Origin of the sequence: Zobellia uliginosa (assembly GCF_018860745.1) — a bacterium.
Lineage (GTDB): Bacteria > Bacteroidota > Bacteroidia > Flavobacteriales > Flavobacteriaceae > Zobellia > Zobellia uliginosa_B.
Map to the genome: position 1 here is coordinate 702,384 of NZ_JAHKPY010000002.1, position 25,261 is coordinate 727,644.

The 25,261-nt window shown below is 35.8% G+C and carries 14 protein-coding genes and 13 tRNA genes; 3 read left to right on the forward strand and 24 right to left on the reverse strand.

Annotation, left to right across the window (positions count from 1 at the left end):
• Positions 1-591: 591 nt before the first annotated feature.
• The 18 genes from KO521_RS03280 to KO521_RS03365 form a co-directional block, all read right to left on the reverse strand.
• Positions 592-664 (reverse strand) — tRNA-Phe (locus KO521_RS03280).
• A 5-nt stretch (positions 665-669) separates the two neighbouring features.
• Positions 670-743: transfer RNA gene (locus KO521_RS03285), tRNA-His, on the reverse strand.
• 5 nt (positions 744-748) lie between these two features.
• A tRNA-Gln gene (locus KO521_RS03290) sits at positions 749-820 on the reverse strand.
• Between the two features lie 5 nt (positions 821-825).
• Positions 826-897 (reverse strand) — tRNA-Arg (locus KO521_RS03295).
• 5 nt (positions 898-902) lie between these two features.
• A tRNA-Leu gene (locus KO521_RS03300) sits at positions 903-976 on the reverse strand.
• A 4-nt stretch (positions 977-980) separates the two neighbouring features.
• Positions 981-1,053: transfer RNA gene (locus tag KO521_RS03305), tRNA-Leu, on the reverse strand.
• Between the two features lie 4 nt (positions 1,054-1,057).
• Positions 1,058-1,130: transfer RNA gene (locus tag KO521_RS03310), tRNA-Asn, on the reverse strand.
• Between the two features lie 5 nt (positions 1,131-1,135).
• Positions 1,136-1,207: transfer RNA gene (locus tag KO521_RS03315), tRNA-Glu, on the reverse strand.
• Between the two features lie 87 nt (positions 1,208-1,294).
• A tRNA-Pro gene (locus KO521_RS03320) sits at positions 1,295-1,366 on the reverse strand.
• 5 nt (positions 1,367-1,371) lie between these two features.
• Positions 1,372-1,444 (reverse strand) — tRNA-Asp (locus KO521_RS03325).
• 4 nt (positions 1,445-1,448) lie between these two features.
• Positions 1,449-1,531 (reverse strand) — tRNA-Tyr (locus tag KO521_RS03330).
• 8 nt (positions 1,532-1,539) lie between these two features.
• A tRNA-Cys gene (locus KO521_RS03335) sits at positions 1,540-1,612 on the reverse strand.
• 4 nt (positions 1,613-1,616) lie between these two features.
• Positions 1,617-1,706, reverse strand: a tRNA-Ser gene (locus KO521_RS03340).
• Positions 1,707-2,519: 813 nt separating this feature from the next.
• On the reverse strand, positions 2,520-3,065 hold the full coding sequence (locus KO521_RS03345) for a tetratricopeptide repeat protein (protein ID WP_215938469.1): 546 nt from the start codon (positions 3,063-3,065) through the stop codon (positions 2,520-2,522).
• On the reverse strand, positions 3,056-3,748 hold the full coding sequence (prfH, locus tag KO521_RS03350) for a peptide chain release factor H (protein WP_215938470.1): 693 nt from the start codon (positions 3,746-3,748) through the stop codon (positions 3,056-3,058). Before prfH ends, KO521_RS03345 begins: the two co-directional genes overlap by 10 nt.
• Positions 3,749-3,842: 94 nt before the next feature.
• Positions 3,843-5,234, reverse strand: coding sequence for an RtcB family protein (locus KO521_RS03355; RefSeq protein WP_215938471.1), 1,392 nt, complete (start codon positions 5,232-5,234; stop codon positions 3,843-3,845).
• A 651-nt stretch (positions 5,235-5,885) separates the two neighbouring features.
• Positions 5,886-6,482: a hypothetical protein gene (locus KO521_RS03360; protein WP_215938472.1), complete on the reverse strand. Its 597-nt coding sequence runs from the start codon at positions 6,480-6,482 to the stop codon at positions 5,886-5,888.
• A 17-nt stretch (positions 6,483-6,499) separates the two neighbouring features.
• Positions 6,500-7,885 carry an RtcB family protein gene (locus tag KO521_RS03365; RefSeq protein WP_215938473.1) on the reverse strand — a complete coding sequence of 462 codons (1,386 nt, stop codon included), beginning with the start codon at positions 7,883-7,885 and terminating at the stop codon, positions 6,500-6,502.
• Between the two features lie 163 nt (positions 7,886-8,048).
• Here KO521_RS03365 and KO521_RS03370 point away from each other — a divergent pair, with 163 nt between their 5' ends.
• From KO521_RS03370 to KO521_RS03380, 3 genes are read left to right on the forward strand one after another with little or no spacing between them, the layout of a single operon-like run.
• The gene (locus tag KO521_RS03370; protein ID WP_215938474.1) at positions 8,049-9,065 is read left to right on the forward strand and encodes a helix-turn-helix transcriptional regulator; all 1,017 of its coding nucleotides are present in this window, start codon (positions 8,049-8,051) and stop codon (positions 9,063-9,065) included.
• 59 nt (positions 9,066-9,124) lie between these two features.
• Positions 9,125-9,478, forward strand: coding sequence for a hypothetical protein (locus tag KO521_RS03375; RefSeq protein ID WP_215938475.1), 354 nt, complete (start codon positions 9,125-9,127; stop codon positions 9,476-9,478).
• Positions 9,479-9,529: 51 nt separating this feature from the next.
• A complete protein-coding gene (locus KO521_RS03380; protein WP_215938476.1) occupies positions 9,530-12,136 on the forward strand; it encodes a DUF4132 domain-containing protein in 2,607 nt (868 codons plus the stop codon).
• A 465-nt stretch (positions 12,137-12,601) separates the two neighbouring features.
• On the opposite strand, the gene KO521_RS03385 is transcribed toward KO521_RS03380, so the two are convergent.
• From KO521_RS03385 to KO521_RS03410, 6 genes are all read right to left on the reverse strand, one after another.
• Positions 12,602-14,698, reverse strand: a complete 2,097-nt coding sequence (locus KO521_RS03385; RefSeq protein WP_215938477.1) for a glycoside hydrolase family 36 protein — start codon at positions 14,696-14,698, stop codon at positions 12,602-12,604.
• A 93-nt stretch (positions 14,699-14,791) separates the two neighbouring features.
• A complete protein-coding gene (locus KO521_RS03390) occupies positions 14,792-16,318 on the reverse strand; it encodes a sulfatase family protein (protein WP_215938478.1) in 1,527 nt (508 codons plus the stop codon).
• Positions 16,319-16,452: 134 nt separating this feature from the next.
• On the reverse strand, positions 16,453-16,812 hold the full coding sequence (locus KO521_RS03395) for a cupin domain-containing protein (protein ID WP_215938479.1): 360 nt from the start codon (positions 16,810-16,812) through the stop codon (positions 16,453-16,455).
• Positions 16,813-16,989: 177 nt separating this feature from the next.
• Positions 16,990-20,598, reverse strand: a complete 3,609-nt coding sequence (locus KO521_RS03400) for a VCBS repeat-containing protein (protein WP_215938480.1) — start codon at positions 20,596-20,598, stop codon at positions 16,990-16,992.
• A 116-nt stretch (positions 20,599-20,714) separates the two neighbouring features.
• On the reverse strand, positions 20,715-22,157 hold the full coding sequence (locus KO521_RS03405; RefSeq protein ID WP_215938481.1) for a RagB/SusD family nutrient uptake outer membrane protein: 1,443 nt from the start codon (positions 22,155-22,157) through the stop codon (positions 20,715-20,717).
• A gap of 16 nt (positions 22,158-22,173) precedes the next feature.
• Complete coding sequence (locus KO521_RS03410; RefSeq protein ID WP_215938482.1) at positions 22,174-25,224, reverse strand: SusC/RagA family TonB-linked outer membrane protein; 3,051 nt, start codon at positions 25,222-25,224, stop codon at positions 22,174-22,176.
• Between the last annotated feature and the right edge of the window lie 37 nt (positions 25,225-25,261).

A 25,261-nucleotide genomic window follows, 5' to 3' on the forward strand; every position in this document is an offset into this window, starting at 1 on the left:
CATCTCAAAGTAGCTTCATGATTGTCTTTACTTCCCTTAGGAAACAATTACTGATCTACAGCTACTGCTTTTTGTCATTTTAAGCCTAACAGGGCTTGGTAATCAGTTTTAAAAGATGATTAGCTTTAGGCTACATTATGAGTGTAGTGCTCTACCAACTGAGCTAAAGGGCCTAAAAAAGGTGGCCTCTTGCAGGAGTCGAACCTGCGCGTCCTTCTGTTGTTCTAACCGCTGAACTACAATCCCAATGGGATTGATGGGAATCGAACCCATGACTCACAGAGTGGTGATTGTTTTTTGGTAAACAATCGAAACCATCAAGTCAAGTTGTACATGAAGACATTATACTTCTCAGTAAAACTTCATACAATAGTGCCCTACAGAAACACCCAACAAGACTAGCTTGATATTGTTATTCCTGCCAAGGCAGGAAAGTATTTTAATGAACTTTTGTAAAGCCTCACAACACTCCTTGTTGCTATGAGGCACTACCACAAAACATGTTTCCATGAGCTTGTTTTTAATTACATGACAAAAGTGAAACTGTACTACGCAACTATTGTGCGTAGTAAAATATTCTTTTGCTTTTTGTGGAACAGACAGGACTCGAATCTGTATCGTCGAATCTTCAATCCGCCGCATTGACCATCTTTGCTACTGTTCCCTCTTGGGTGTACTCCGGGACTCGAACCCTGTTCCTCCCGTTCACAGCGGGGCGCTTTACCGGATAAGCTAGAGACACCATATGAAAACCCGAAAGGATTTGAACCTTTACAACAAGAATCAAAATCTTGTATGCTAACCGTTACATCACGGGTCTATTTGCAAGCTTAACAAGATTTGAACTCATACCTCAGGTTTAGAAATCCTGCGTGCTATCCATTACACCATAAGCTTAATTGTACCCCACTCAAGATTCGAACTTGGACTTGAAGGATTTTAAGTCCTTTGCCTCTGCCAGTTGGGCTAGTGGGGCATTGTACAGGGAGAGAGATTCGAACTCTCAGACTACTGGTTCTAAACCAGCTGCGGTTGCCATTTCGCCATCCCTGCATTGCTGAGGCATTAGGAATCGAACCTAAAACTTCCGTGTTAACAGCACGGTACTCTACCTATTGAGTTATACCTCACTTTGTACTCTGTAGGGGAATCGAACCCCTATTTCCTGATAGAAAGTCAGGCGTACTAACCGTTATACGAACAGAGCAAATGTCTGAGAAGCAAGATTGACTTCGTCTTTCTTGCAACTACTCCTTGTTAATCAAATTCAAGTAAACTTGATTTGATTAAGTCGTCTGAGAAGCAAGATTCGAACTTGCGACCTCCCGCGTCCAAGGCGGGTAAACAACCACCGTTATCTTCCCAGTTTTGCAGTACCGACGGGACTCGAACCCGTACCTTTCCGATAGACAGTCGGGCGCTCTAGCCTTTGAACTACGGTACTAAAGTGGAAGCAGTAGGACTCGAACCTACATGTCATTTTTGAATCTGATTTACAGTCAGGCGAGCCAGCCAGTTGCTCAATACTTCCATTTTTAGAGACAAGGATGAGATTCGAACTCATAAAGAACGGATTTGCAGTCCGCCACCTTAACCATTCAGCCACCTTGTCAATTTGGCGGAGGGCAAAGGAATTGAACCTTCACTACCTTATGGTAGACTCGCTTAGCAGGCGAGCGCAACAAACCAGTATTTGCCTACCCTCCAATTGCTTCAGCCGCGGGAGTCCAATTTCCCAGACTGGCAGAGAACCTGCATGTGCCGTTATCCGCTAACACCTTTATTCATTTTTAATTATTCGCCTGCCCGGTTCGGGCCAAGAGTGTGGCCACCGCCCTTTGGCTTGCTCTTCCTTTTTTCAAAAAATAATGCGCATAAAAAAAGCATCTCGTTATCGGAGATGCTTCATATATGCTAATGTTGATTTTATGTCAACACATGATACACGTATTTCTCCTTTGTTTACAAATGGACAGTTGATTACTATAGAACCGTTCAAACCCTTTCGGCGAACAGAGATGTAGTTCCACTAATTGTATACGTCTTTTTAAAAATTCCATTAGTATGGGTTTGTGATTTATTACGGTGCAAAGATTATAACGATTTTTGAATTACGCAAATAAAAATGAATTTAAATTATTGATAATCAATTAGTTATATTGAAATTAGACACTAAAATCCCTGTCCGTCATATTGCGGATTTTGAACATTTGCTACAATCGCCTGTCTACCAATTGTTTCGTAATTCAACTATCTAGTTTTGTATTTTTTTACTTCTCATTCAATTGTTTAAAATTATTCCATAAAAAAAGCGCCCAATGTTAGTTGGACGCTTTTTAATATCAATATATGGTATTAGTTCATAGAATTAACTCTCATACAAAGTCACAAAACGTCCTTTTCGCTCACTATATTCTGAGCGAAAATTGAAGAGACAAAGCTCTATTTGTTGGATGATATGTAACTCTCTCGGTGTCATTTGTTTTACAAAGATGTTATTTTTAAACGTTTTGATACTATTATTTATTCTTTTTCTTCCTTTTTTTAGTTGAAGATTTCTTCTTTTTAACTTTAGATTTATCTAATTTCAACTTCTTTTTAATTCTATTTTCTTCATCAACTATATAAAACATATAGTCGTTGTTATAGGTAAGTCTTTTTGCTTCTTTTAAATGCTGCAGCGCAACCTTATAATTTCCATTTGTTTCTAATGCATAGGCTGAAATAGAGTACAGCTGAGCTTTATCTATACCTTTTATCGAAAGAGCAAATTCAATTAATCGAAACGCCTTTTCAGTTTCATCCGCCCAGATTAAATACTTAGCATATAATGGGTATACATCTATATAATAAGTATCAATTGCTATCACCCTATCAAAGCATTCGAATGCTTCCGAATACTGATTCAAATTTCGAGCATATACTTTACCTAAAAGACAAAGTGCTGCACAATGATTTTCATCATAAGACAAGGCGTAATTTAGTGATTCACAAACTTCGTCCCAATCATAACCAGATGCTGCCTTTGCTTTTAAATAATAGGTGTCGGCTATTGTTAGTCCCATTTTTGTTTATTTAGATCGTTTTTAAGCTTTTGCCGTTTTGGTTTAAAGCTTTTATTCTCTTTTTGATGTTTGAAATCGGTTCCTTTAAAAATCCGGATCGGATTTCCTCGTTGCAGATTCAAATGATTCTCCCATTGGTCGGTCATACTGCCCTTCAACTGCTCTAGGTTAGCTTCATTTACTTTTTCTTTTAACCGAGCTATTGCTAGTTTTTTGTTTTGATGTTGTGAGCGACTATCCATGGCAACTACTTGAACTCCTGTTGGGTTATGAATTACCCGTACGGCTGAGTTTACCTTATTTACATTCTGACCACCAGGACCTGTACTTCTCATCGTTTGAAAAGAGATATCTCTGTCGCATATTTCAGAATGCTGTGGCAATTTCAATTCGAAAGCACCGATAAACCAGTTTTTACGTTTGTGGTATTTTCTAAAAGTTGAGTTGCCAATCCATTGAATTGTTCCTAACCAAGTAGCTAAAAAAATTTCTAGGTTTTTCCCTGTCAAGCGGATGCTGACTGATTGTACCGTTCCATTTTGATTTCCTTTTTCTCTTTGCAAGATGACATACTGAAACCCTTCAGTCTTGGCCTCTTGCAAGAATTTCTTAAGCACTTGGGAAACAACCCAGCTACATTCTGATGGGCCTCTTCCTGCTGTTATTTGTATAATTTTTTCCATTTTTTGTTTCTTTAAAAGAAGTAGCTAGCGTTGGTATTCCAATAATCTTAAGTTTTCAATATGCTCTATGAATACTTTCGCTAACTACTATCTATTATTTATCCATTCGTACTATTTTAGGAGTGAAGGTTCCGAGTACTTCAACCAATTCTTGTTGATTCGCCATGACTTTTTTAATGTCTTTATAGGCCATAGGCGCTTCATCAATTCCGCCACCAATAAGCGTTACTTCATTTTTTTGTAACTGCTTTTTAATTTCACTTTGGGTAAAAGTCTCTTTGCACTTACGTCTTGAAAAAAGACGACCGGCGCCATGAGAAGCAGAGTTTAGACTCTCTACATTTCCCAAACCTTTTACGATGTAACCAGGAGCGGTCATTGAACCAGGAATGATTCCTAAAACTCCTTTTGCTGCAGGTGTGGCTCCTTTTCTGTGCACAATGCACTCTTCACCGTTTATGGCTTCTTTCCAAGCGAAATTGTGATGATTATCAATTTTCACCACCGCTTTTTCTCCAATTAATTTGGCCAGACGCTTGTGAATATTATCATGACATGCGGTTGCATAATCGCCAGCTAAATTCATAGCTAGCCAATATTCTTGGCCATCATGAGTATTCAAATCCAACCAAGCCAAGTGTTGTACTTGTTTTGGTAACGGACATTGCTTAGTTGCCAAATAGGTATAGTGCTTTGCAATATTTGCACCCAACCCTCGTGAACCGCTGTGAGATAATATGCCTAGATATTCTCCAGGTTTTAATCCCCATTCGTTTTTTGCATCCATTATAGATACACTTCCGAACTCGACAAAATGATTTCCTCCACCAGAGGTGCCTAATTGTTTATAGGCTTTGTCTTTCAATCTTTTTACCAAAGGGATGTCGTTAAATTCATCTCTTTCGAAGATTTCATGATCATGTTTTATTTGATGCGTTTCTCGCATTCCGAATTTGGTATGCTCAGAAAGGATGTTCGACAATTGATGTTTCTTTCCTTTCAGATAAGAGACTGGAATCGGATAAATAGTCAAACACATTCTACAGCCGATATCAACGCCTACTCCATAAGGAATCACCGAGTTCTTCGTCGCCAAAACACCACCGATAGGTAAACCATAACCAGAATGTGCATCTGGCATCAATGCGCCGGCAACAGAAACTGGAAGTTTTAAGGCATCGTACAATTGATACTTGGCTTGTTTTTCAATTTCATTTTCACCATAAATATGAAATGGTGCACGTACCGTTTTGAGTGCATGCTTTTTCACTATTACAGGATCTAACAAACTTTCAGCAATCTTACCCCAAACCCCATCACCTTGATAGTTTTCAGGATGTAACAATACTTTTTTGGCTTCTCTCAGTATCTGTTCTTTCTTTACTCGTTTGTGATACCGATTGATTTGACCTAATGTAATGTTGATACTATTGTTCTTTGGAAAGCCCAATTTAATTAGGGCTTTTCCGCTTAATTTCTTTCCCATGATTTTAATTTTAGGAATAGGATGGCCGTTCCATTTATGGAAACCATACTAGATTTGATATATGTATTCGGAAAGTTGTGCCTTGAAAAATAAGGGCATAAAAAAGTCCGAAACTTTAGAGCTTCGGACTTTTTATCATATTGCGAGTAGCGCTATGTGTGTATGAAGTCCTGAAGCGACACCACAATTGCACCTAGTGCTTGTAGTGTTTTTTGATATGTGATTGAAATTGTCATATATACTTCAGTTAAAAATGTTATTGTTTAATTCTGGTGCAAATCTAAAACGGATATTTGAATTATACAAATAAAATTTATTATAACTTGTTGAAAAACAATAAGTTATATTTTAATTTAGACATGAGTTAGCCTGTCCGTTAGTTAACAGATAGTAGCATATTTCATCAATTTGCTGCTTTTCAAATACTTAGCTTTCAAATGGCATTCTTTTAGAATTTTAAGAATTCTCAAAAATTTTACATAAAAAAAGCGCCCAATTTCTTGGACGCTCTAGTTATGTATCTGTTTTCAATAGTATCTACCCATCAATTCGATGCAATCCTAGCTTTTCAGCGTCCGGTATGTGAATAAAATGATTTAACATAGATATACTATTTTCTTGTTTTTGTTATTAGTAATATGCAAATATGGCTTATTCTTTTGAATTCTTAGATTTAAATTCGTCAAAATCAAAGTTTGTCCATGCGAAAACCATACCAGCAAATTTAATCAAACCCGACAATTCAGAAATATCAGAATTATAAGCTTCTTCGTCCTCAATGGTAATTCTTACCACTTTACCATTAAAAATAAATTCTCTATCCTTTTGCTCTTCCTTTATTTCTTCAGCTCCCATAAGCATGTCATAGTTTATCTTACCATGTGCAACTACATTTCTAGTTTCTACGATTTTTGCTATTTTACTTTTTAGCCGATTACTGAACTTTTCATAGGTATCATATTTATGTAAAATTCCCATCCCATTCTTTTTAAAAAATTTCACTAATTCGAAGAAGTATACATTTTTAAATATTTCTGAATTCACAATGTCCTTAAGAAATTCTACCTTTCTGCCAAAGGTTTTCCCAATTATAAAGTGCTTTTCCATTATTTGATAAACGGCCTTTTGATGCTCAGTATCCTTTCCATAAGAACGCATAAATCTTAGTATGAATGCATCTATTTCGTCCTCTAAAATAATCGCGCTATTAATAATTCGTCCTCTTAATTCAGGAGTTTCTATTTCCATTTCGGTTTAGTTTAAAATTAGTTTCTTCGTTTCTTCCTCCAAGGAGCATTAATCTGAAAATCTCCTGCCATAATGCAACCATAAGGCATTACTACATCAATGGCCACTCCCAAGCCATATTCTTCCATTTGAGAACGAACGGTTTGCGCATTTTTATAGGCACTAGGTAATTCAGAAATATCAATTTCTTTAGAAAAGAAACGCACATCTAAACCTTCTGTCTCCAAATCAAACAATGCTTCTTTTGTAAAGTCGGCGTTGTTTCTTTTATGCTGCGTACGGCTCATATTTCTACCAGCACCATGTGGTGCAAAGCCTAAATTGTTCGCCGTTGTTTTACCCTCCACAATTAATACGGGTTCGGCCATGTTCAAAGGAATCAATCTAGGACCAGTAATATCAGGCATAAATTTCGCATCCAAAGGAGTGGCGCCTTTAGCATGATAGAACAAATCTCCATCTTTGAAAACAAAGTTATGTTCATTCCAGTAACGGTCTTCAGCTTCCATCTCCAAAACTTCTAAAGTGGCATTATGAATACATTCGTGGTTTAACTTTGTCCATTTTCTGATAGTTTGTAAAGCGTTCCAATACAATTGGCCTTCTTCCGTTTCAAAAGGAATCCACGCATTTTGTTTTAAGGCAGCAGGGCATAAATCTTTTCTGAATCGCTCAGCCATATGCATTCCTTTTTTATATAATCTGGCACCAGGTGCTCTTGAGCCATGATGCGTAATCATCATAGTATTACCCGTTTTTTCTGAAATACCCACAAACAAGAAGTGATTACCATCACCTTGTGTGCCCAAGTGTTCTCTCGCGAGACTTATGTCTTTATCGGCATTCAATAATTTGTTGGCTTTGAACTCGGCTAATAGTTCTTCAGTCAACTGAAATTGTTTTCCACGTGGTCTTCCACCAGGACCGAAATGCGTAATTGAATGTGCAGCATCCAAAACTAGTTTTGGGTCAGTTTTTCCGAAATCAGTCAACATTACAGAACAACAAATATCTGCACTATGCATACCTGGATGGATGGCGTTTTTTGCCACTACCACACCCCCAACAGGAATTGTTCCTGAAGGACCAGTCGGACAAGCATCTGGCATAACCGCACCATTGACTGCAGTAGGCGTTCGCATCAAAACCTTCATAGATTCTACTACGGAGTTTACATTGGTTTCTTCCAATTGGTTTTCTGCTTTGATGTTTATAACGAATTCAGTAGCAGTTGCATGTAAGTTCACCATAGGAGGTAAGCGATATTGCTCTAAGAACTCGAGCATAGCTTCTTTTTCTAATTGGTTCGTGTTTATATATTCGATGGCTTCTGGAAACCATTTCCCTGAACGAAAACCTAAATCGATTAACTCTTTTCCTGTGATGCTTACTATATTTTCCATAATTTCTTTTAATTAGCTCCGCCGATTCCATTCGTCCGGCGGAGCGCTACATGAAGTCGGCGAACCGGCTTCTTTATGATTCCAAAACAAACTTGCGACTCATGTGCGCAATTATTTTGCGTAGTAAAAAATGATTTAGTATTTTCATTAAAAACACTCCTAAATGGCTCTCAATAAAAACGCCCTTATCCGCTATAAAACTATTGACAAATGTTTACAGAATAACTACCGTCAATGGACTTTAGATGATTTAATTGAAGCCTGCTCAGATGCCTTATATGAATACGAGGGTCGTGAAGTGAACGTGAGTAAAAGGACGGTTCAATTGGACATTCAATTAATGCGAAGCGATAAATTGGGTTACAATGCACCTATTACGGTTTATGAAAAGAAGTATTACAAGTATGAAGAGGAAGATTATTCGATTACAGATATTCCAATTACGGAAAACGATATGAATGTGCTTTCTGAAACTGTAGAGATGCTAAAACAATTTAAAGATTTTTCCTTGTTTTCGGAATTAGGCGGTATCATTCAACGATTAGAGGACAAGGTCTATACAGAGAAAACACATCAAGCATCAATCATTCACCTAGATAAAAATGAAAACCTAAAGGGGCTCCATTGGTTAGATGAATTGTATCAAGCCATTCAGAAAAAGGTGGTCTTGAAATTAGAGTATAAGTCGTTCAAAGCTATAGAGGCGAACATAATCACCTTTCATCCCTGTTTATTAAAGGAGTTTAATAATCGATGGTTCTTAGTAGGAATGGGGAACAAAAATAAGGGCGTTGTTAATTTGGCCTTAGACCGAATTATCTCGATTGATTATGATTTTACAACTTCCTACACAGACTTTGAATTTGATGCAGATACCTTTTACAAGGACGTTGTTGGTGTAACGGTAAATCAAGGAGAGCGAGCTTCAAATATTAAGTTGTGGGTTGATAGATATAATGCTCCTTACGTGATTACAAAACCCATGCATCATTCACAGCTCATTGAGAAAGAAAATGAAGATGGTAGCATTGAAATCAATATCAAAGTAAAAATCAATTTTGAGTTAGAACGATTGATTTTAGGTTTTGGAGAGGCCATAAAAGTGATACAACCAGAGCGATTGCGTAAACGAATTGCTAAGAAACTGGTAAAAGCTGTCGGTTACTACAATTTAAATTAATCTTATCGAGAAATTATCGTAGAAAGCCAGAAAATGAATAAATTCAAGAAAAATATGATATGGTAATAACAATAAAAGATGCCACCTTCTCAGGAGATATCTTAAATGAAATAGAGATTGCAGTTCAAAACGAACGTACTACGGTCAAAGACCTTATTGCCGCTCGTGTAACTTCTGAAGTGAAATCCTATAATGAAAAACTCCCTGAATACTTTAAAGGCTTAATTCAACCTAGTGAAGCTGAAAAGACACTAAACGGTTTTAAATTAAGGGACAGAAAAAAGAAGATTGATATTGAAAAGCAGATATTAGTTGCGCTAGACGCTTTTCAAAAAAATGGATACTTCATACTTATTGATAATCAACAGGTAGAGGATTTAGATCAAGAAGTATTAGTGAGTAAAACCACGTAAATTAGTTTTGTGAAACTCACTCAGTTAGTTGGTGGATAACATTAGAAGAAAATGAGTATAAAAGATAGCTTAGCAAGTTTATTCGGAAAAGGAAATAATCAAAACGAATCCAGATCGGAATTTAATAAACTACTAAATGATTTACTAAAAGAAGCTTACAATGGTAATGAACACAACCATTGGATTACTGTATCTTTTAGCAAGTTAGAGACATATCAAAAAATCAAGTCAAAAGATTCTATAACAAAGAAAAAGTTGCTCTTTGATTTGATACCCCTAATTAACAAATACGAAAAATTATCTAGGAAACCGGGCGGTTATAGTGGACGAGAGGAAACTTATAGAAAAAGCTATCTCTATCCAGAGTTGTTTAACCTTATGATGCGCAGTAATCTCGATTTTTCGGATGAAGAAATTATTTCTCTGTTAAATGAGTACAAGATATCAGACGATAAAGCAGGAAGATGGTTCCGTGATTGGCCTCTAGGTTTTACTATCCAACAAGTAGAACGAATTGCAAAAAAGCATGGGCTTTCAGAAATACTAAAAAACCATCTTAAACAAGTTTTAAAATGGCCTCAGCTTAAAGAAAAAAGACATCATTGGGGGGCCGATCTAGAAAAAGTGAAGGTGAAGATTGAGAAAATAATCTTTGAAAGTGAGAATACAGATGGTGGAGTAGCTCCTTATAATTTACCAGAAGATCGACTGGCAGAAATTATAAACCCAGAAATTGAAAAGCTAAAATCAGAAGAACAGAATCATTGGTATTCCCTTTTTCATTTGTTCATAAAAGCTACGGGTTCGAAGCCTAGTGCAAAATATCTCAAAAGCACTAGTGAACTGATTGATAATATTGGACCTTCTAGATATAAAAAATCAGTTCAGTTATGGTTGGATTTTGTAATTCCCTTAAAAGCAATAGAAACACCTCATGTACATGATTATGGGGATGGTACGACGTATCAATATTCTAGCTATGACTTTCTGCATGAGAAAAACACGATTTTTTTAAAAGGACTTGTTTGGAGTTTATCGAAATTTCATGATTCAAAAACTTTAAGCCTAGTAGCAAAACTTACGGAAAGGTCATTTAAGAAAATTCCAGGAGTTGGACCCACCGCTGCAGGAGTTGGTAATGCATGTATTTACACTCTAGGCAACACAAAAGGATTGGAAGGGATTAGTCATTTGTCTAGATTAAAGTTAAAAATCAAGCAAAACAATACTAAAAAACTTATTGAAAAGTACATTGAAACTTCTTCGGAAAAATTGGGTGTTTCTTCCTCTGAGATTGAAGAATTGTCTATTCCAGATTTTGGGCTTACTGACGGTTTTAAAAGTTATTCCTTCGATGATTATACCCTGAAGCTTAAAATTGAAGGTTTGGGCAAAGTGTTATTGACTTGGATAAAACCAGAAGGTGGAATTCAAAAGACACCCCCCGCATTCATTAAAAATTCTACAAAACATAAACAGACCTTAAAACGTGTTAAGGAAGATGTTGCCCAAATAAAGAAATATTTAACTGCGCAAAGAGATCGAATCGATCGCTCATATCTATATGATAGGATTTGGTCCAACGAGAATTTCTCTAAATTTTATTTGAATCACGGATTGGTAAGTTTCGTGGCTAAAGATTTGGTTTGGGAATTTAAAAAGATGGACAAATTTATTGCAGCTTATTGGCACCAAGAAAAATGGAAAGATATTAATGATATCGAGCTATCTTGGATTACTGAAGAGACATTAGTACGTCTATGGCACCCTATCAATTCTGAAATTAATGAGGTTTTAGGTTGGCGAAATAAGTTAGAGGAATTACAGATAAAACAGGCAGTTAAACAGGTGTATCGAGAAGTATATATTTTAACCGATGCTGAGATAAATACAAAGTCCTATAGTAATAGAATGGCAGCTCACCTTTTGAAACAGCATCAATTTAATGCGCTTACAGCTATAAGGGGTTGGCGCTACTCTTTGTTAGGTGCTTATGATGATGGTCGTGATGGCGAAGTTGCTAAAATCAATTTAAAAGAGCATGGTTTAGAGGCGCAATTTTGGATTAATGAAATCTATGCTGATGATGCGTTTAACGATGCTGGTATTTGGAATTACGTAGCAACAGATCAAGTGCGTTTTATTGATGAAAAGGACGAAGTAAAAGATCTGGTTGATATTCCCAAAATGGTGTTGTCGGAGATAATGCGGGATGTGGATTTGTTTGTTGGAGTGGCAAGTGTTGGTAATGACCCAGAGTGGAGAGATAATGGAGGATTACCTCAATATCGAGATTATTGGACCAGTTATTCTTTTGGAGATCTAAATGAAGTAGCTAAGACAAGAAAAGATATTCTAGAAAAATTAGTGCCTAGATTGAAAATAAACAATGTTGCAACGATTGAAGGAAAATTTCTTAAGATTAAGGGTACAAAAAGAACATATAAGATTCACATAGGAAGCTCCAATATTTTGATGGAGCCTAACGATCAATATCTGTGTATTGTTCCTGCTCGAGGTAAGGATAAAAATACAGAGGACTTGTTTTTGCCTTTTGAAGGGGATAGAGGTTTATCATTAGTCTTAAGTAAGGCCTTTTTATTAGCAGCCGATGATAAGATTGACGACGCAACTATTCTTAGTCAAATTAATAGCTAGCAAAAGTTCAAATAAATTGATTCGAAAATGGGATACAATATGTAACAAACCTAGTAAAGATAGGGCGTAGGGGAGTTCGGGTTACAAATGAAGTACACTACAATGGTTTCTTTGGGTTGGATGTTTGTTGTTAAGAGCTGTTTATATCTTTCAAAAATTTAAATAAAAAAAATAATGGGAGAACCTACAATCTGAACATCTGGCATTAATACGCAAAAACTATCGCACGAATTATTACTACATTATAAAAGACAAAGTTTGAATTTGAGGACTTTTTGTTAATGTCTTAGAATCGTTTAATAAAAAATACGCCAACTCTCGTTAATGCATGCTAACCAACCTACTTTTTGACTGAGAAAATCTCTTATAATTGTCCAATCACTCCACCATTACGGTAGGGTTGGGAATTCGGAGAAAGCCTCAAATCTCATCCCTATTATGGAGAAATATCAAAATATGCATTACTTATTCTTTTCTAACCTCATACAATTCTCCTTGAAATTCCTTGTTAAAGATTACCTTAAAGCCTTTGGAATACAGTTCTTTTCCCGAACCATTACTAATAACTCTCTTTTCTGGACCTAGAAGCACTTCATATGTAGAACTTGGGTCAAGGTGATCTATGGTGACCCACATTTCATTCTTTTTAGAGTTTTGTTTAAAAACTCCAACAATTCCACCGGATTTAGTATCCGTATTTATACGTTGAAAACCATCCCAAAACCCATCTTGTGGTTCCCCAAAACCTGGAAGATCTTGTCGATAGGACATGAAATCATATTGAACCTGCATCTTTTTCAGCCAATCTGCCATTGTCTTGATTTCACTTTGCTGTTCATTAGATAATTGTCTAGGATCTCCTAAGACAATTGGTAAGGTCCCGGATAAGGACTTCAAAGAGAACACAAAGTTAGGGTCATCCAGTCGTTGATTACCAATTACCATTGAAGAAGCAGGAATAACAGGTGTGCGAGACCAAGCCAACCTACGAACCTTTAAGCTCCCCAATGGCGCGTTATCGATAAAATTGGAAAGCCAGTTGCCATCGGCATGCTTGCACATATCCAAATCAATTAAGTGCAGTGCACCCATAGTTTCAAAAGTACAATCTATAAAGAGGTTGGGGGCGGAGGCGTGCAACTCGTCAAACAGTTCCCAAGTAGATTGGTACATTTCTAACATAGATTCATTACGGTCTTTATGATTGTGGTTTGTTGCATGGCATCCAGACCTAGTTTTGTCTGAAGTATAAGCACCCGTTACTGCTGCGAAATCTCCTTTTACATATTCTAAACCATATTCATTTACCATTTCTAAAATTACATCACGGATGTAATCTTTCCAGCCCGTGGTCATACACATGGATCGTGATTCCCAGTCATATACTTTATCTTTATCTGAATGTAAGTTGATATCTTCACCGTTAGCCTTTCTCACCGTCCATTCTGGGTGGTCTATATAGACATTACTTTTCGTTTCGGCGGAAGCAAGACTAATCCAGACACCAGGTTTCATTCCTTTAGATTTGATATAATCAAAAACAGGTTTTAGGCCATTTGGAAATTTTTTTTTGCTAACGCCCCAATCACCATAGGATTCTTGCCAGCCATCGTCAATAACAAACTCTTGTGCTCCACATGCTGCAGCCGCGTCTATGAGCCCATAAATAATATCTTCATTAATGTCGTGCCGAAAAGGCTCCCAAGTGTTATAAACAAATGTGGGTTTTTCTGTTACATTGTAAATACGTGCACCCATATGTTTTCTCACAAAATCATTTACTGTGGTATTTAAAACTAAGCTTGGGTCGTTAGTATGATTGTAGAGACCTGAAAACACCCATGTGCTTTCCCAAGTTTCATTAGGTTCTATCCATTTTCTAAAACCAAAATTTTGTTGAATATGTGTGAGACCAGTGGTTAATAGGCTTGGTTTCAAAAATGCCGATGTTCTTTTCATTACTCCTGGTGCCTCATTGCCTAAAAACACTCCCCGTTTTGTTGAGTGGTTATGAATCACCATTATTGGATCGTACCATTCTCCAATGAATTGTCCTAAATGCTTTTGACGGCCATAATCGTTCATTATCCAACTTGATGTGCCTACATCATCATCTGCTATTTTTAATCGTTCAACATCCACGGATTCTAGTTTTAACTTATTATCACCGGTGTTTTTAAATTCAAGCTTTTTTCGGATGAGAGGTAAATCTGGGTAGATGAGATAGGTAATACTTAACTGTAATTCGATTTCCTTTGATCTAAGATTTAACTTAATCCCATTTTCAACTTTCTGAGAAGAAATAAATTCCCACTCACTAAGGCCAGTATATTCCTTGTCGTTAATCTTAAACCCAAATTCATCGGAATCGGATACTAAAAGTTTGTCTTCATCATTTTTATTAGAGTGGGTATTGATAAGAAGAAATTCTTGTTTGTCGTTAAGTAGTTTAAAGGAGCTCGCCGTAAAACTACCGGACTGACTTAGTTTTATTTCTCTATGTATAATACCATTATCTAACGTCACTACATTATTATTATAAATAGCGGTAACCTGTGACATAAGTACTTGTTTTGGGAAGAATAAACTAAATAAGGTGGAAATAAAAAGCCAAACTCTCATGTCTGTTTTGGAATACTTTGTTTTCATAAGTAGTTATTGTTTAAATTGATCAAACTCAGGATTAAGTTTAGCATTTTTGAAATACGGTATGTCTTTCCATAAATCGTAAGTAGCTTTTAATTGGGCTGTTGACTCTGAATATTGACCTTTATCATCAGTTTCTTTTATCCAATTTTCTAAAACAATTCTGTGTTCTTTCAATATTTGAAAATATTTTGGATTTTTAGCCAGGTTGTCAATTTGATATGGGTCTTCTTTTAAAAAATATAATTCTTCAAGCGGTCTTGCTCCAAACCAATGGCTTTTTTGATATGTCGTCAATAAATCTTCTTCATAAGCTTTTTTCATATCTTTTACAATTAGTCTATCATCTCTGTAACTAGCCTGCATCATTGTTCTGTTAGGATAATAATTTTTGATATAACGATAGTTTTTTGACACCACAGTTCTAATTTTGTCGATGGTGTAGTCACAACGATCTCTTGCTCCAATTACATAATCTTGCTCAATAAATGTTTTTGAAAATAAATTTCGGCCATCTAAATAAGCTGGAACCTTTGCTTTTCCCATGGCCAGTGTCGTAGCGGTAATATCTAAAAGAGAGACTAAATCGTATCTAACACTTCCTGGAATTAATGCAGGGTGATTTCCTTTTATTATCAATGGTACTAACATTCCGCCTTCATAACAAAATTGCTTGTGTCGCAATGACATAGGACTTCCATGATCAGAAAAGAAATATACAATGGTATTATCTAATTCCCCATCCGTTTCTAATTGTTTTAAAATAGTATCTACATTGACGTCAGCACCTCTATTAGCATTGTAATGGTCTGTCCATGCTTCACGTTGTGAAGGAAGATCAGGAAAATATGGAGGTATTGGAACCTCATTAGCCCCTAATTCTTGACCTTTACGTACAAATTTGGCATGAGCTTTTCCGCCATCTATTTGAATTTGGCCAAACCAAGGTTGCTTTTTATCCGTTCTTGCATTCCATGTATCTTCTGTAACTGATCTGGCGTGTTTTGCCCAATTACCTTGCCAGCCATTCATTCCATGCTCATAATCCTCTTTATTTCCTACAGTATATAAGTCCTTTCTATTATAATGGAAATTGTAATCATCTTTGCCACTATTAAATGTAAAGTAACCTGCTTCTTGCATTAATTCAGGGAGCGTCTTCATACCTTCCTGTAAATAAATGCGAAGATTTTCAGGTACGATTTCTCCATCTGCTGATCTGCTCGAACGATGATTATGGGTGCCTGTAGTAGTTTGCATAACGCCAGTAATTAATGCAGAACGGCTTGCTGAACATACGGGTGCAGTAGCGTAGGCCCTATTGAACCGTACGCCTTCTGAAGCTAATCTATCTATTACTGGGGTAGCATTTTTGTTTATTGAATCGCCATAACAACCCATAAATGGCGATAAATCTTCAGCAAAAATCCAAAGAATATTTGGTTTCTTACTCTCTACCCTTTTTTGTGAATTACACAAAAAGCATGTCATGATAATGACTGAACATAGAGCACATTTAGATAATATAACTTTCATTTTTTGTATGCTAAGAAATTAAACCAAATAGGATTACAATTGTGGTAAGTTCTTTTCTGTATGACAATAGGAATAGTAAACTAACCAATTTAAAGAGTGAAAATTTTCTCTATTATGGTATTTTTAATTTGTATTTATTGTCTTAAATATGCATCAGTTTTATCAATCCAATCTTGTCGGAGAGGGGTAAATGTGTCTGTCTCCTCAACATCCCCAATCATAAGTGCTTCATGGGGTAAATTTCCAGGAATTATTATAAATTCACCAGCATGTACATCAATAACCTTAGATTTATCTTCACCAAACCAAAAGCGAATAGTCCCCTTATGGACATCAGTAAATTGTTCATTTTCATGCTTGTGTAATGGTACCAAAAAACCATCTTTGAATTTCATACGTCCAACCATTATTTTTTCACCAAATACTAATTGCCGTTGCATTTTCTCATTAATTTCTTCTTCGGGAATACTATCCCACCTACGTTTTTCTATCATATTTTTTTTATTAATTTAACAAGGCTTTGATATTGTTAAAATTGTAAAGACTAATAAGATGTTTGCAACAAACATCTTATTAGTGATTTTTATGGAACTGTTTATACTAGAAAGTATTATGTTTTGCGTATCTCTATCTATTACTGAAACCTGAAGGTTATGAGACACATAATTTATTCAATGTTTTAAAAGAGCTTTTTTTCCTCCATTGAAATTATAAATAGTAATCTGTTTGACGTTCAAGGGGTTGTACTTTAAAATTCTAGAAGATTGCGATAAATACGATTGACCATAATAGAATTCATGCTTTCTTGTTCTTCCATCATTTAAAGTTATTAAAGCGAATGAATTCATCTTTTCAGCTTTATAAATTTTAAAACTGCTAGTTGTTTGGAGATATGCTTTTAAATTATTGTTATTCTGTGATGCTAAAAAGAGCGACTTTCCATTTTTGCAGATAAGTTCCGCCAATGATCTGCTATCATTTTGAACCGAAAATCCAGTTTCTTTGAAATTCAAAGCATTGAAATTACCTTCGCCATCCCCACTAAAAAATAGTCCATTTAAAGCATCATACCTTCCCAAGGTAGCATTTGTCTGGTAAGAATTACCTATTAAGGTAAGGTCTAAAGTGCCATTTTCATCAACATCTTGAACGAGCATTCCATTAACAGGTGCGAATTGAGCTATATATGGAAGACTTTTAACTTTAAATGATGGAATACCATCTTTATCCGTACCCTGGTTTTCAAAATATGCTGATGCAAAATATTTAGCGTTCATTTGAAGACTTTCCTCAACTTCTTCTTTAGTTAATACTTGAGATAATTTTGATTCTGCATACGTAGTATGGTTCTTAAACCTTTTTTTCATCATTACCAGTTGTTCAGCGATTTCATTTCGAGAAGGTAATGGATAGTATGAACCATCTTGTTCAAAAGCTACAATAGGATCAATACTGCCGTTGCCATCAAAGTCATTAACATAAATCAGGAGGGGAAATTCGGTTGACGCCTTTAGTTTTGAGTTCAAGCCAAGATTACCACCTATATAATCAATATCACCGTCGTTATCGAAATCAGCCCCAACAAAGCTGTTCCACCAACCCGTATGGTTATTCATACCGGTTATTTTGGTAGTTATATTTATAAATTTATTCCCGGTATTCTGGAAAAACGTAGGAGGCATCCACTCACCAGCCAATAACAAATCTAGTTTTCCGTCATTGTTGAAATCAGTCCAAAGAGATGTAGTAACCATACCCAGGTCTTCCATTTCAGGGGCTACATCATGTGTGACGTCTACAAAAACTGGGCAATCTTTTTTCTGCGAATCGTTCCTTAGAATGGCACTCCGCGATGGGTATGGGTAGCTGTTAGGCTTAATTCTGCCACCTACAAATAAATCTAAATCACCATCACCGTCATAATCTGCAGCGATTACATTTGATCCACTTTCCGCAAGCTCTGGAAGCGCATTAGTATCTAATTTAAAATTGCTATTACCATCATTAATATATAATCTGTCTTTATAATAATCAGATCCGCTTTTAAACTCAGTGCTACCGCTTACAATATAAAGATCTAAATCATCATCATTGTCGGCATCGAACAATAAACAGCCCATATCTTCTTCATACTTGCGACCATCAGTTATGGGGATTCCTAAAAAAGTTCCATCAGTTTTTTGGGTAAACAACTTGCCGGAGTGACCAAAGCTACCACCAACAAAAAAATCCTCTAGGTTATCACCATTTATATCACCAATAGCTATGCCAGGCCCACTTTGCGAATGCATATGTGGTAATAATGGTTGATTAAGAAAATCAATATATACTTTTTCCTTATGCAGATATGTGAGATTGAGACTATCTGTAACATTTTTGAATAGTGGTTTAGTATTGGTTAGAGAAATACTATCCGAATTTTTAAGTTTTGGTAAATTCGCATTTTTATAGCTTAATTCTAACTTTTGATTGCCATTAATCATTTCTAGTAATTGACTTTTGCCATCGGCCCATACCACTTCCAAAGTATCAACAAGTTTGGTGGAACCAACACCAAAATGGATAATATCCTCAACAGTAGATTGAAATCCGCGATAGGGCGATTGTTCATAGTACTGCATCCTCTCTTTGGTTTTTATATATATTTTTGTTCCTATTCCAGAAAGATTATTGGTTGGGCCTTTTAATTTGACTTTAAGGAAATTGTTTCTCGTAGTTGAGTCTTTATTACTAATTGGGTATAAGGTGTTTTCTAAGAATTGTACTTTATCGTTTATATTGTTGACCACTATATCTAAATCACCATCATTGTCGAAATCTGCAAAAGCAGCACCTTGTGAAAAAGTAGAGTCAATAACTCCCCATTTTTCTGATACGTCAGCAAAGGTAAGATCTCCGTTATTTTTAAAAATTTTATTAGGTACTTTCAAAGAAGGATAAGTGTCGAGTAATTCTAGTAACTCTCTGTTTTGGTCTACATATGACTTAAATAAAAGCCTGCCGCCCTCATTTCTATAGTCTGAATAATCAGAATTAGTGATGTCTTTGGGGTAACCATTAGCGATAAACAAGTCCCTATTGCCATCGTTATCTAAATCTATCATTAAAGGTGACCAACTCCAATTCGATTCTGAAACACCTGAGAATTGACCAATTTCGCTAAATATAGGTAATCCACTTTCAGAATTTCCTTGGTTTAGTTGCAAAGTATTTCGCACATATTGGGGGTCGTAATTGTATTGCTCTTTATACAAATTGCGTTCATAACGGATACCTTGAAGCATCAGCTTTCTTCCTTTGTTTTCTCTTGGCAGCATATCTAGAGTAATCACATCAACCAAACCATCATTGTTAATATCTGCAATATCATTTCCCATAGCAGAATGGCTCTGATGTTTAAACATGGAAGATATTTGATCTGTAAAGGTGCCATTTTTGTTGTTTATATATAGAATGTCATTTGAAATGTAATCGTTAGATACGTAAATGTCTGGCCACCCATCTAAATTCATATCCTGTATAGCTAAACCTAGTCCGTAACCTTCTTTTATAATTCCAGCTTCTATAGTCACATCGGAAAAAAAAATTTCACCTGTTTCTATAAAGTTGTTTTTATAAAGTTTATCATTGTTTACGGAAGTACCATCGTTTTTTTTCGGCACAATACTGTTTGCAGACACGTCATTTTTTTGAATATTGTTAAGAAGGTAAACATCTAAATCGCCATCTTGATCATAATCTAGAAATGCAGCATGTACTGAAGGCCCATCATCATCTAACCCGTATTCTGCACCCTTTTCTTCAAACACAGGTATACCTTTTTTATCAATCCCTTGATTAATAAAAAATAAATTTTGTTTGTTGTAAAAATTGTATGGACCGCTGCTGTTAACATATATATCAAGCCAACCATCGTTATTAATATCAACCGTTGTTACTCCTGTAGACCATTTATTTATAGCTTCAACTTTTGAAATTTTTGTAACATCAGAAAATTTTAATTTACCCTGGTTTAGGTATAATTTGTTGTCAACCATGTTACCTGTTAAATAGATATCTGGAAGCCCATCATTATTAAAATCGCCAATACCTACACCACCTCCATTATAAATGTATTCGTAAGTTAAAATATTTACCGAATCATTCTCGATTATGTCATTGGAGAAGGTTAAATTAGTCTCGTTTGAAGGTAATATCTTGAATAAAGTATTTTCTTTTGGCTTGTTACAACCAACCAAGATAGTGATGCAAAGTGTAATAAGAGTTCTAAAATTTTTCAACTTATTCAAATTTAGTTTTGTTGGTCTGTTTTAATAACTACAAGCTGATGGCAATAAATTTCGTAAAATAAAAGATTGCGCCCATTTATTTGACGCAATCTTTTACAAGTATTAAATTAATAACCTGGGTTTTGCATTAAATTGCCCTCGCTAATGTCAACTTGCGATTGTGGGATAGGAAAATGTTCGTGCTTCCCATCTACAAAAGCATGACCAGCAGCCCTGTTGACTTCACCTGCAATGCCCCATCGAACCAAATCAAAAAATGATTTCATTTCGGAGGCTAATTCAATTCTTCGTTCATTTCTAACGGCTGCGATAAGATCAGGTTGAGATAAGCCTTTTAGTTCAGGAATTGCTTCAGGAATACTTCTGGCATCATTTCTAGCACGAGCTCTAACAATTTCTAATGCATCTTCCGCCTCTGTTAGGTTGCCGAGTTCGGCTTCACTTTCAGCCACCATAAGATAGACCTCTGCTAAACGCATGAATATAAAATTGTTAGAGGCATTCGCATCAGCTCCCTCACCAAATTCAGGATCACCAATAAGTTTTAATAGTCCATATTGCTCATCGGGTATACAATCTTCTGGGATTGTAAAATCATTGTAGTTGTCACCTGGTTTAAGTAGGGTGTATTCTCTTCTCGGATCCCCTTCTTCAAAAGCGTCATATAATATTTGAGTTCCAGTGTGTGACCCCCATCCACCAATACAGCCTGGTCGGTGCCATACTGTAATAGAGCTACCTTCATTAAGGTCTTCCCATCCTGATGTGTTTGGTACAGCCTGCATTTCGAAGATTGATTCTTTGGTATTTTTTGCCCAAGTAGCTTCTCTAAAATCACCTAATAATTCATATTGTTTTGAATCAATCACTTCATTAGATTTAACAGCAGCTTTATCCCACTCTTCCATAAAAAGATAAAGTCTTGATAAGAAAGCTTTTGCTGCGCCACTTGTAACTCTACCCACATTGCCGTCATCATATTCTATAGGTAAGGCTTCTGCATCCTTAAAATCTTGCTCTATAGAAGTTAATATATCTTCCGTACTTGCTTTTCCTTGTGTTAAGGCTTCTGTATCGCTTGGTGAAATGGGCTCTAATACTAATGGAACTTCACCGTATACTTGATAAAGCCAGAAATAGTAGAATCCTCTTAGGAATTTAGCTTCATTCACCAATCTTTCTCGGAGTACAGGGTCCATGTCAATTTCAGGAATATTTTCTATAGCATAATTTGCTCTACTAATTCCTTCATAAACATCTGACCAGAAAGCTCCAATATCCCCATTTGTTGGGGTATGATTAAAACTTTCAAATCCTCCATTGGTATCTGGAGTAGAGGTGTCTGCTAAACGCCATAAAACTAGATTTGTAGTTGACCTCTTGTTTAATTTGTCATAAACTGCGCTGACTGCAGTTATAGCATCTGATTCAGTTTTGTAGAAACTATTTGTACCTAGTACAGCTTCTGGTTCTTCATCTAAAAATTTACTACAGCTGATAACTAGTGCTACGCTTAAAAGCGTGTAGAAATAAATTAAAATCTTTTTCATATTTGTAATTTGTTTATTAAAAAGTAATATTAAGACCGAGTAAGAAAGTTCTAGGTTGAGGATATCTTCCTTGGTCTATTCCGTTTGATAAATCAGTGCCATATCCATTCTCTTGACCTGTATTTGTTCCGACTTCAGGATCATAACCGTTATAATTAGTTAGTGTAAGTAAATTTTCTATAGAAGTATATATCCTTAATCTTTTTAAACGTAATGATTCTAGAATATTTCCTGAAAAATTATATCCTAATTGAACATTTTTAATTCTCAAGTAAGATGCATCCTTTATATATCTATCTGAAACTCTATTATTATTGTTTGGGTCATCCCAAGTTAGTCGCGGTATATCCGTATTTGTATTAGAAGGAGTCCAGCTATTTAGTATTTCTGTAGATTTATTTCCACCTTGGCTATCTAGTATTAAATAGTCAATTCCATTAAATACATCTACATTGGAAACACCTTGTAAGAAAATTGATAAATCGAAGTCTTCATATTGACCAGAAAAGTTAAAAGAATATGTTAAATCAGGAAATGCATCACCTAAAATGATTCTATCATCTGCTGTAATTATTCCATCAGGTACACCTTCTGGCCCACTTAAATCTTTATACTTAATATCACCAGGAGCTGTTCTTACTTCTTGGACAGGGCTCGCGTCAATCTCTGCTTGTGTTTGAAAAATACCATCGGTTGCATACCCAAAGAAAGACCCAATAGGATATCCTACTAAAGCTCTAGATAATGATTCAGAACCTCTCAGGTCGTTAGCTACAATAATCTCATCAACAGTTGATAAACTAGTAACTTCATTTTCAATTTTACTTGCATTTGCTGAAATAGAATAGGTAAGTTTACCAGCGGTATTACGATAAGTGATACCTAGTTCTAGACCTTTGTTGTTTACAGATCCTGCATTAACATTTGGAACGCTGGCCTGTCCGATTATTTGTGGTAACGGTACTTGGAGAAGCATGTCCTTTGTATCATTGTTAAAATATTCGGCTGTGAATTCTATTTTGTTTTTTAAAATACTAAAATCTAATCCTATGTTTGACATTACTGTTGTCTCCCAGCTTAAATCTTCATTTCCATACACTGATGGTGCAACTCCAGAGACTAAATTTCCGCCGAATGCATAATTATAACTTTGCCCTGAGGAAACCTGTGTAACATAAGGGTAGTAGTTATTTACAGATTGGTTACCAACTTCGCCCCAACTTCCACGTAATTTAAGATTAGATATCCAGGGTGATTCTTTTAAAAAGTTTTCTTCTGATAGTTTCCATCCTAATGAAATAGAAGGAAATGTACCCCATCTTTTGTCTTCTGTGAACCTAGAAGAACCATCTCGTCTCACTGTTGCATTTAATAAGTATTTGTCCTTATAGCTATAGGTAAGTCTTCCGAAATAAGAGAGTAGTGTAAACCCTCCAGATGCTCCGTAATTAGACATAGATAATGGTGAGCCAAAGTTTAGATATCTTAAGCTTTCAGGGTCGCCATCAGCGAATTCCTCTCTACTAGCACCAAATCCATCATTTTGAAATTCTTGTGCTGAAGTACCACCTAATAAGGTTAAATCATGATTGCCTAAGCTTTTTGTATATAACAATGTGTTTTCCCACGAATAGAAGAAATTTTTGTTATAACTTCTGCTTAATGAAGATACAGTAATCGGTCTTTGTCCTTCGGGAAATTTCTCATTGTACGTTTTTGTTTCAGTAGTAGTGTAATCTATGGATAATTGCGACTTAAGTTTTAAACCATTAATTATGTCGTATTCGCCATAAACGTTTCCCAATAACCTGAATCTATAAACTGGATTATCTAATCTCGTAGCCTGTCCTACGGGGTTATTAGCATTTCCAAAGATACTGCCAGTATTATCTGTTGGTGGAGCCACGAATTCCCCATCTGCATCTTTAACTGTATAATTTTCTGGTAGGTTAAGTGCATTAATAAGAACACCGTTCCATAAATCATTTAAAATAACCCCATCAGTCTTTTCGTGTGATAAACTTATAGTAGAGCCAAAATTTATTTTATTATTCAACTTATGGTCAATACTAGATCTAAATGTATACCTTTTATTGTTGGTAGTTATTATAATTCCGCTCTCATCGCGCATACTAGCAGACACAGCATAATTAGTAGTTTCATTTCCTCCAGTAACACCAAATTGGTAATCTTGGACTATACCCGTTGTAAATATTTCATCTTGCCAGTCCGTTCTAGATATTCTGTAATTAGGGTCTGTTAGTCTAGCGTCGGGGTCAAGTGACTCTTCCCCAGCAGCAGTTCTTTGTGCATTAGCGTTGTTTCGAGATTCATTTATTACATCTATGTACTGACCTGCATCCAATACATCTAATTTGTTTGAAGCATTACGCATACCTGTATATGTAGAGAAAGTAAATTCAGTTTTTCTGTTTTTACCACCTCTTTTTGTTGTTACTATTACAACGCCATTTGCTGCTCGAGAACCGTAGATTGCAGATGCGGAAGCATCTTTAAGTACACTAATGGATTCTAAATCATTTGGATTTATACCCTGCAAAGAACTTGTTTGAACCCCATCCACCACATATAGCGGTGAATTATCACCAATTGTACCGATACCTCTAATTCTCACTGTGGGAGTGCCACCTGGAGAAGCATTTTGTATTACTGTTACACCAGTCATTCTTCCTTGCAAAGCTTGTTCTACATTGGCAACAGGTAACTCGGTAATTGTTTTGGATGATATTGTAGATATAGCACCTGTTAAATCAGTTTTTTTCTGGGTTCCGTAACCGATAACAACAACTTCACTTAATTCCGAGGCGGACACTTCTAGTGCCACTGATAAATTTGATTGATTGTTGATGCCTATTTCTTGAGAGGCATAACCAAGGTAAGATATAACTAGAATATTGTTTCCATCAGAAACATCTATTGAGAACTGACCATCAAAATCAGTTAGAGTACCATTAGTAGTACCCTTTTCAATTATATTAACACCAGGAATCGGAATATTGGATTCATTATCAACAACTAAACCTGTTATTTTTTTTGTTTGAGCCACAGTATTAAAGGATACTAAACATATGCACAAGATTGTG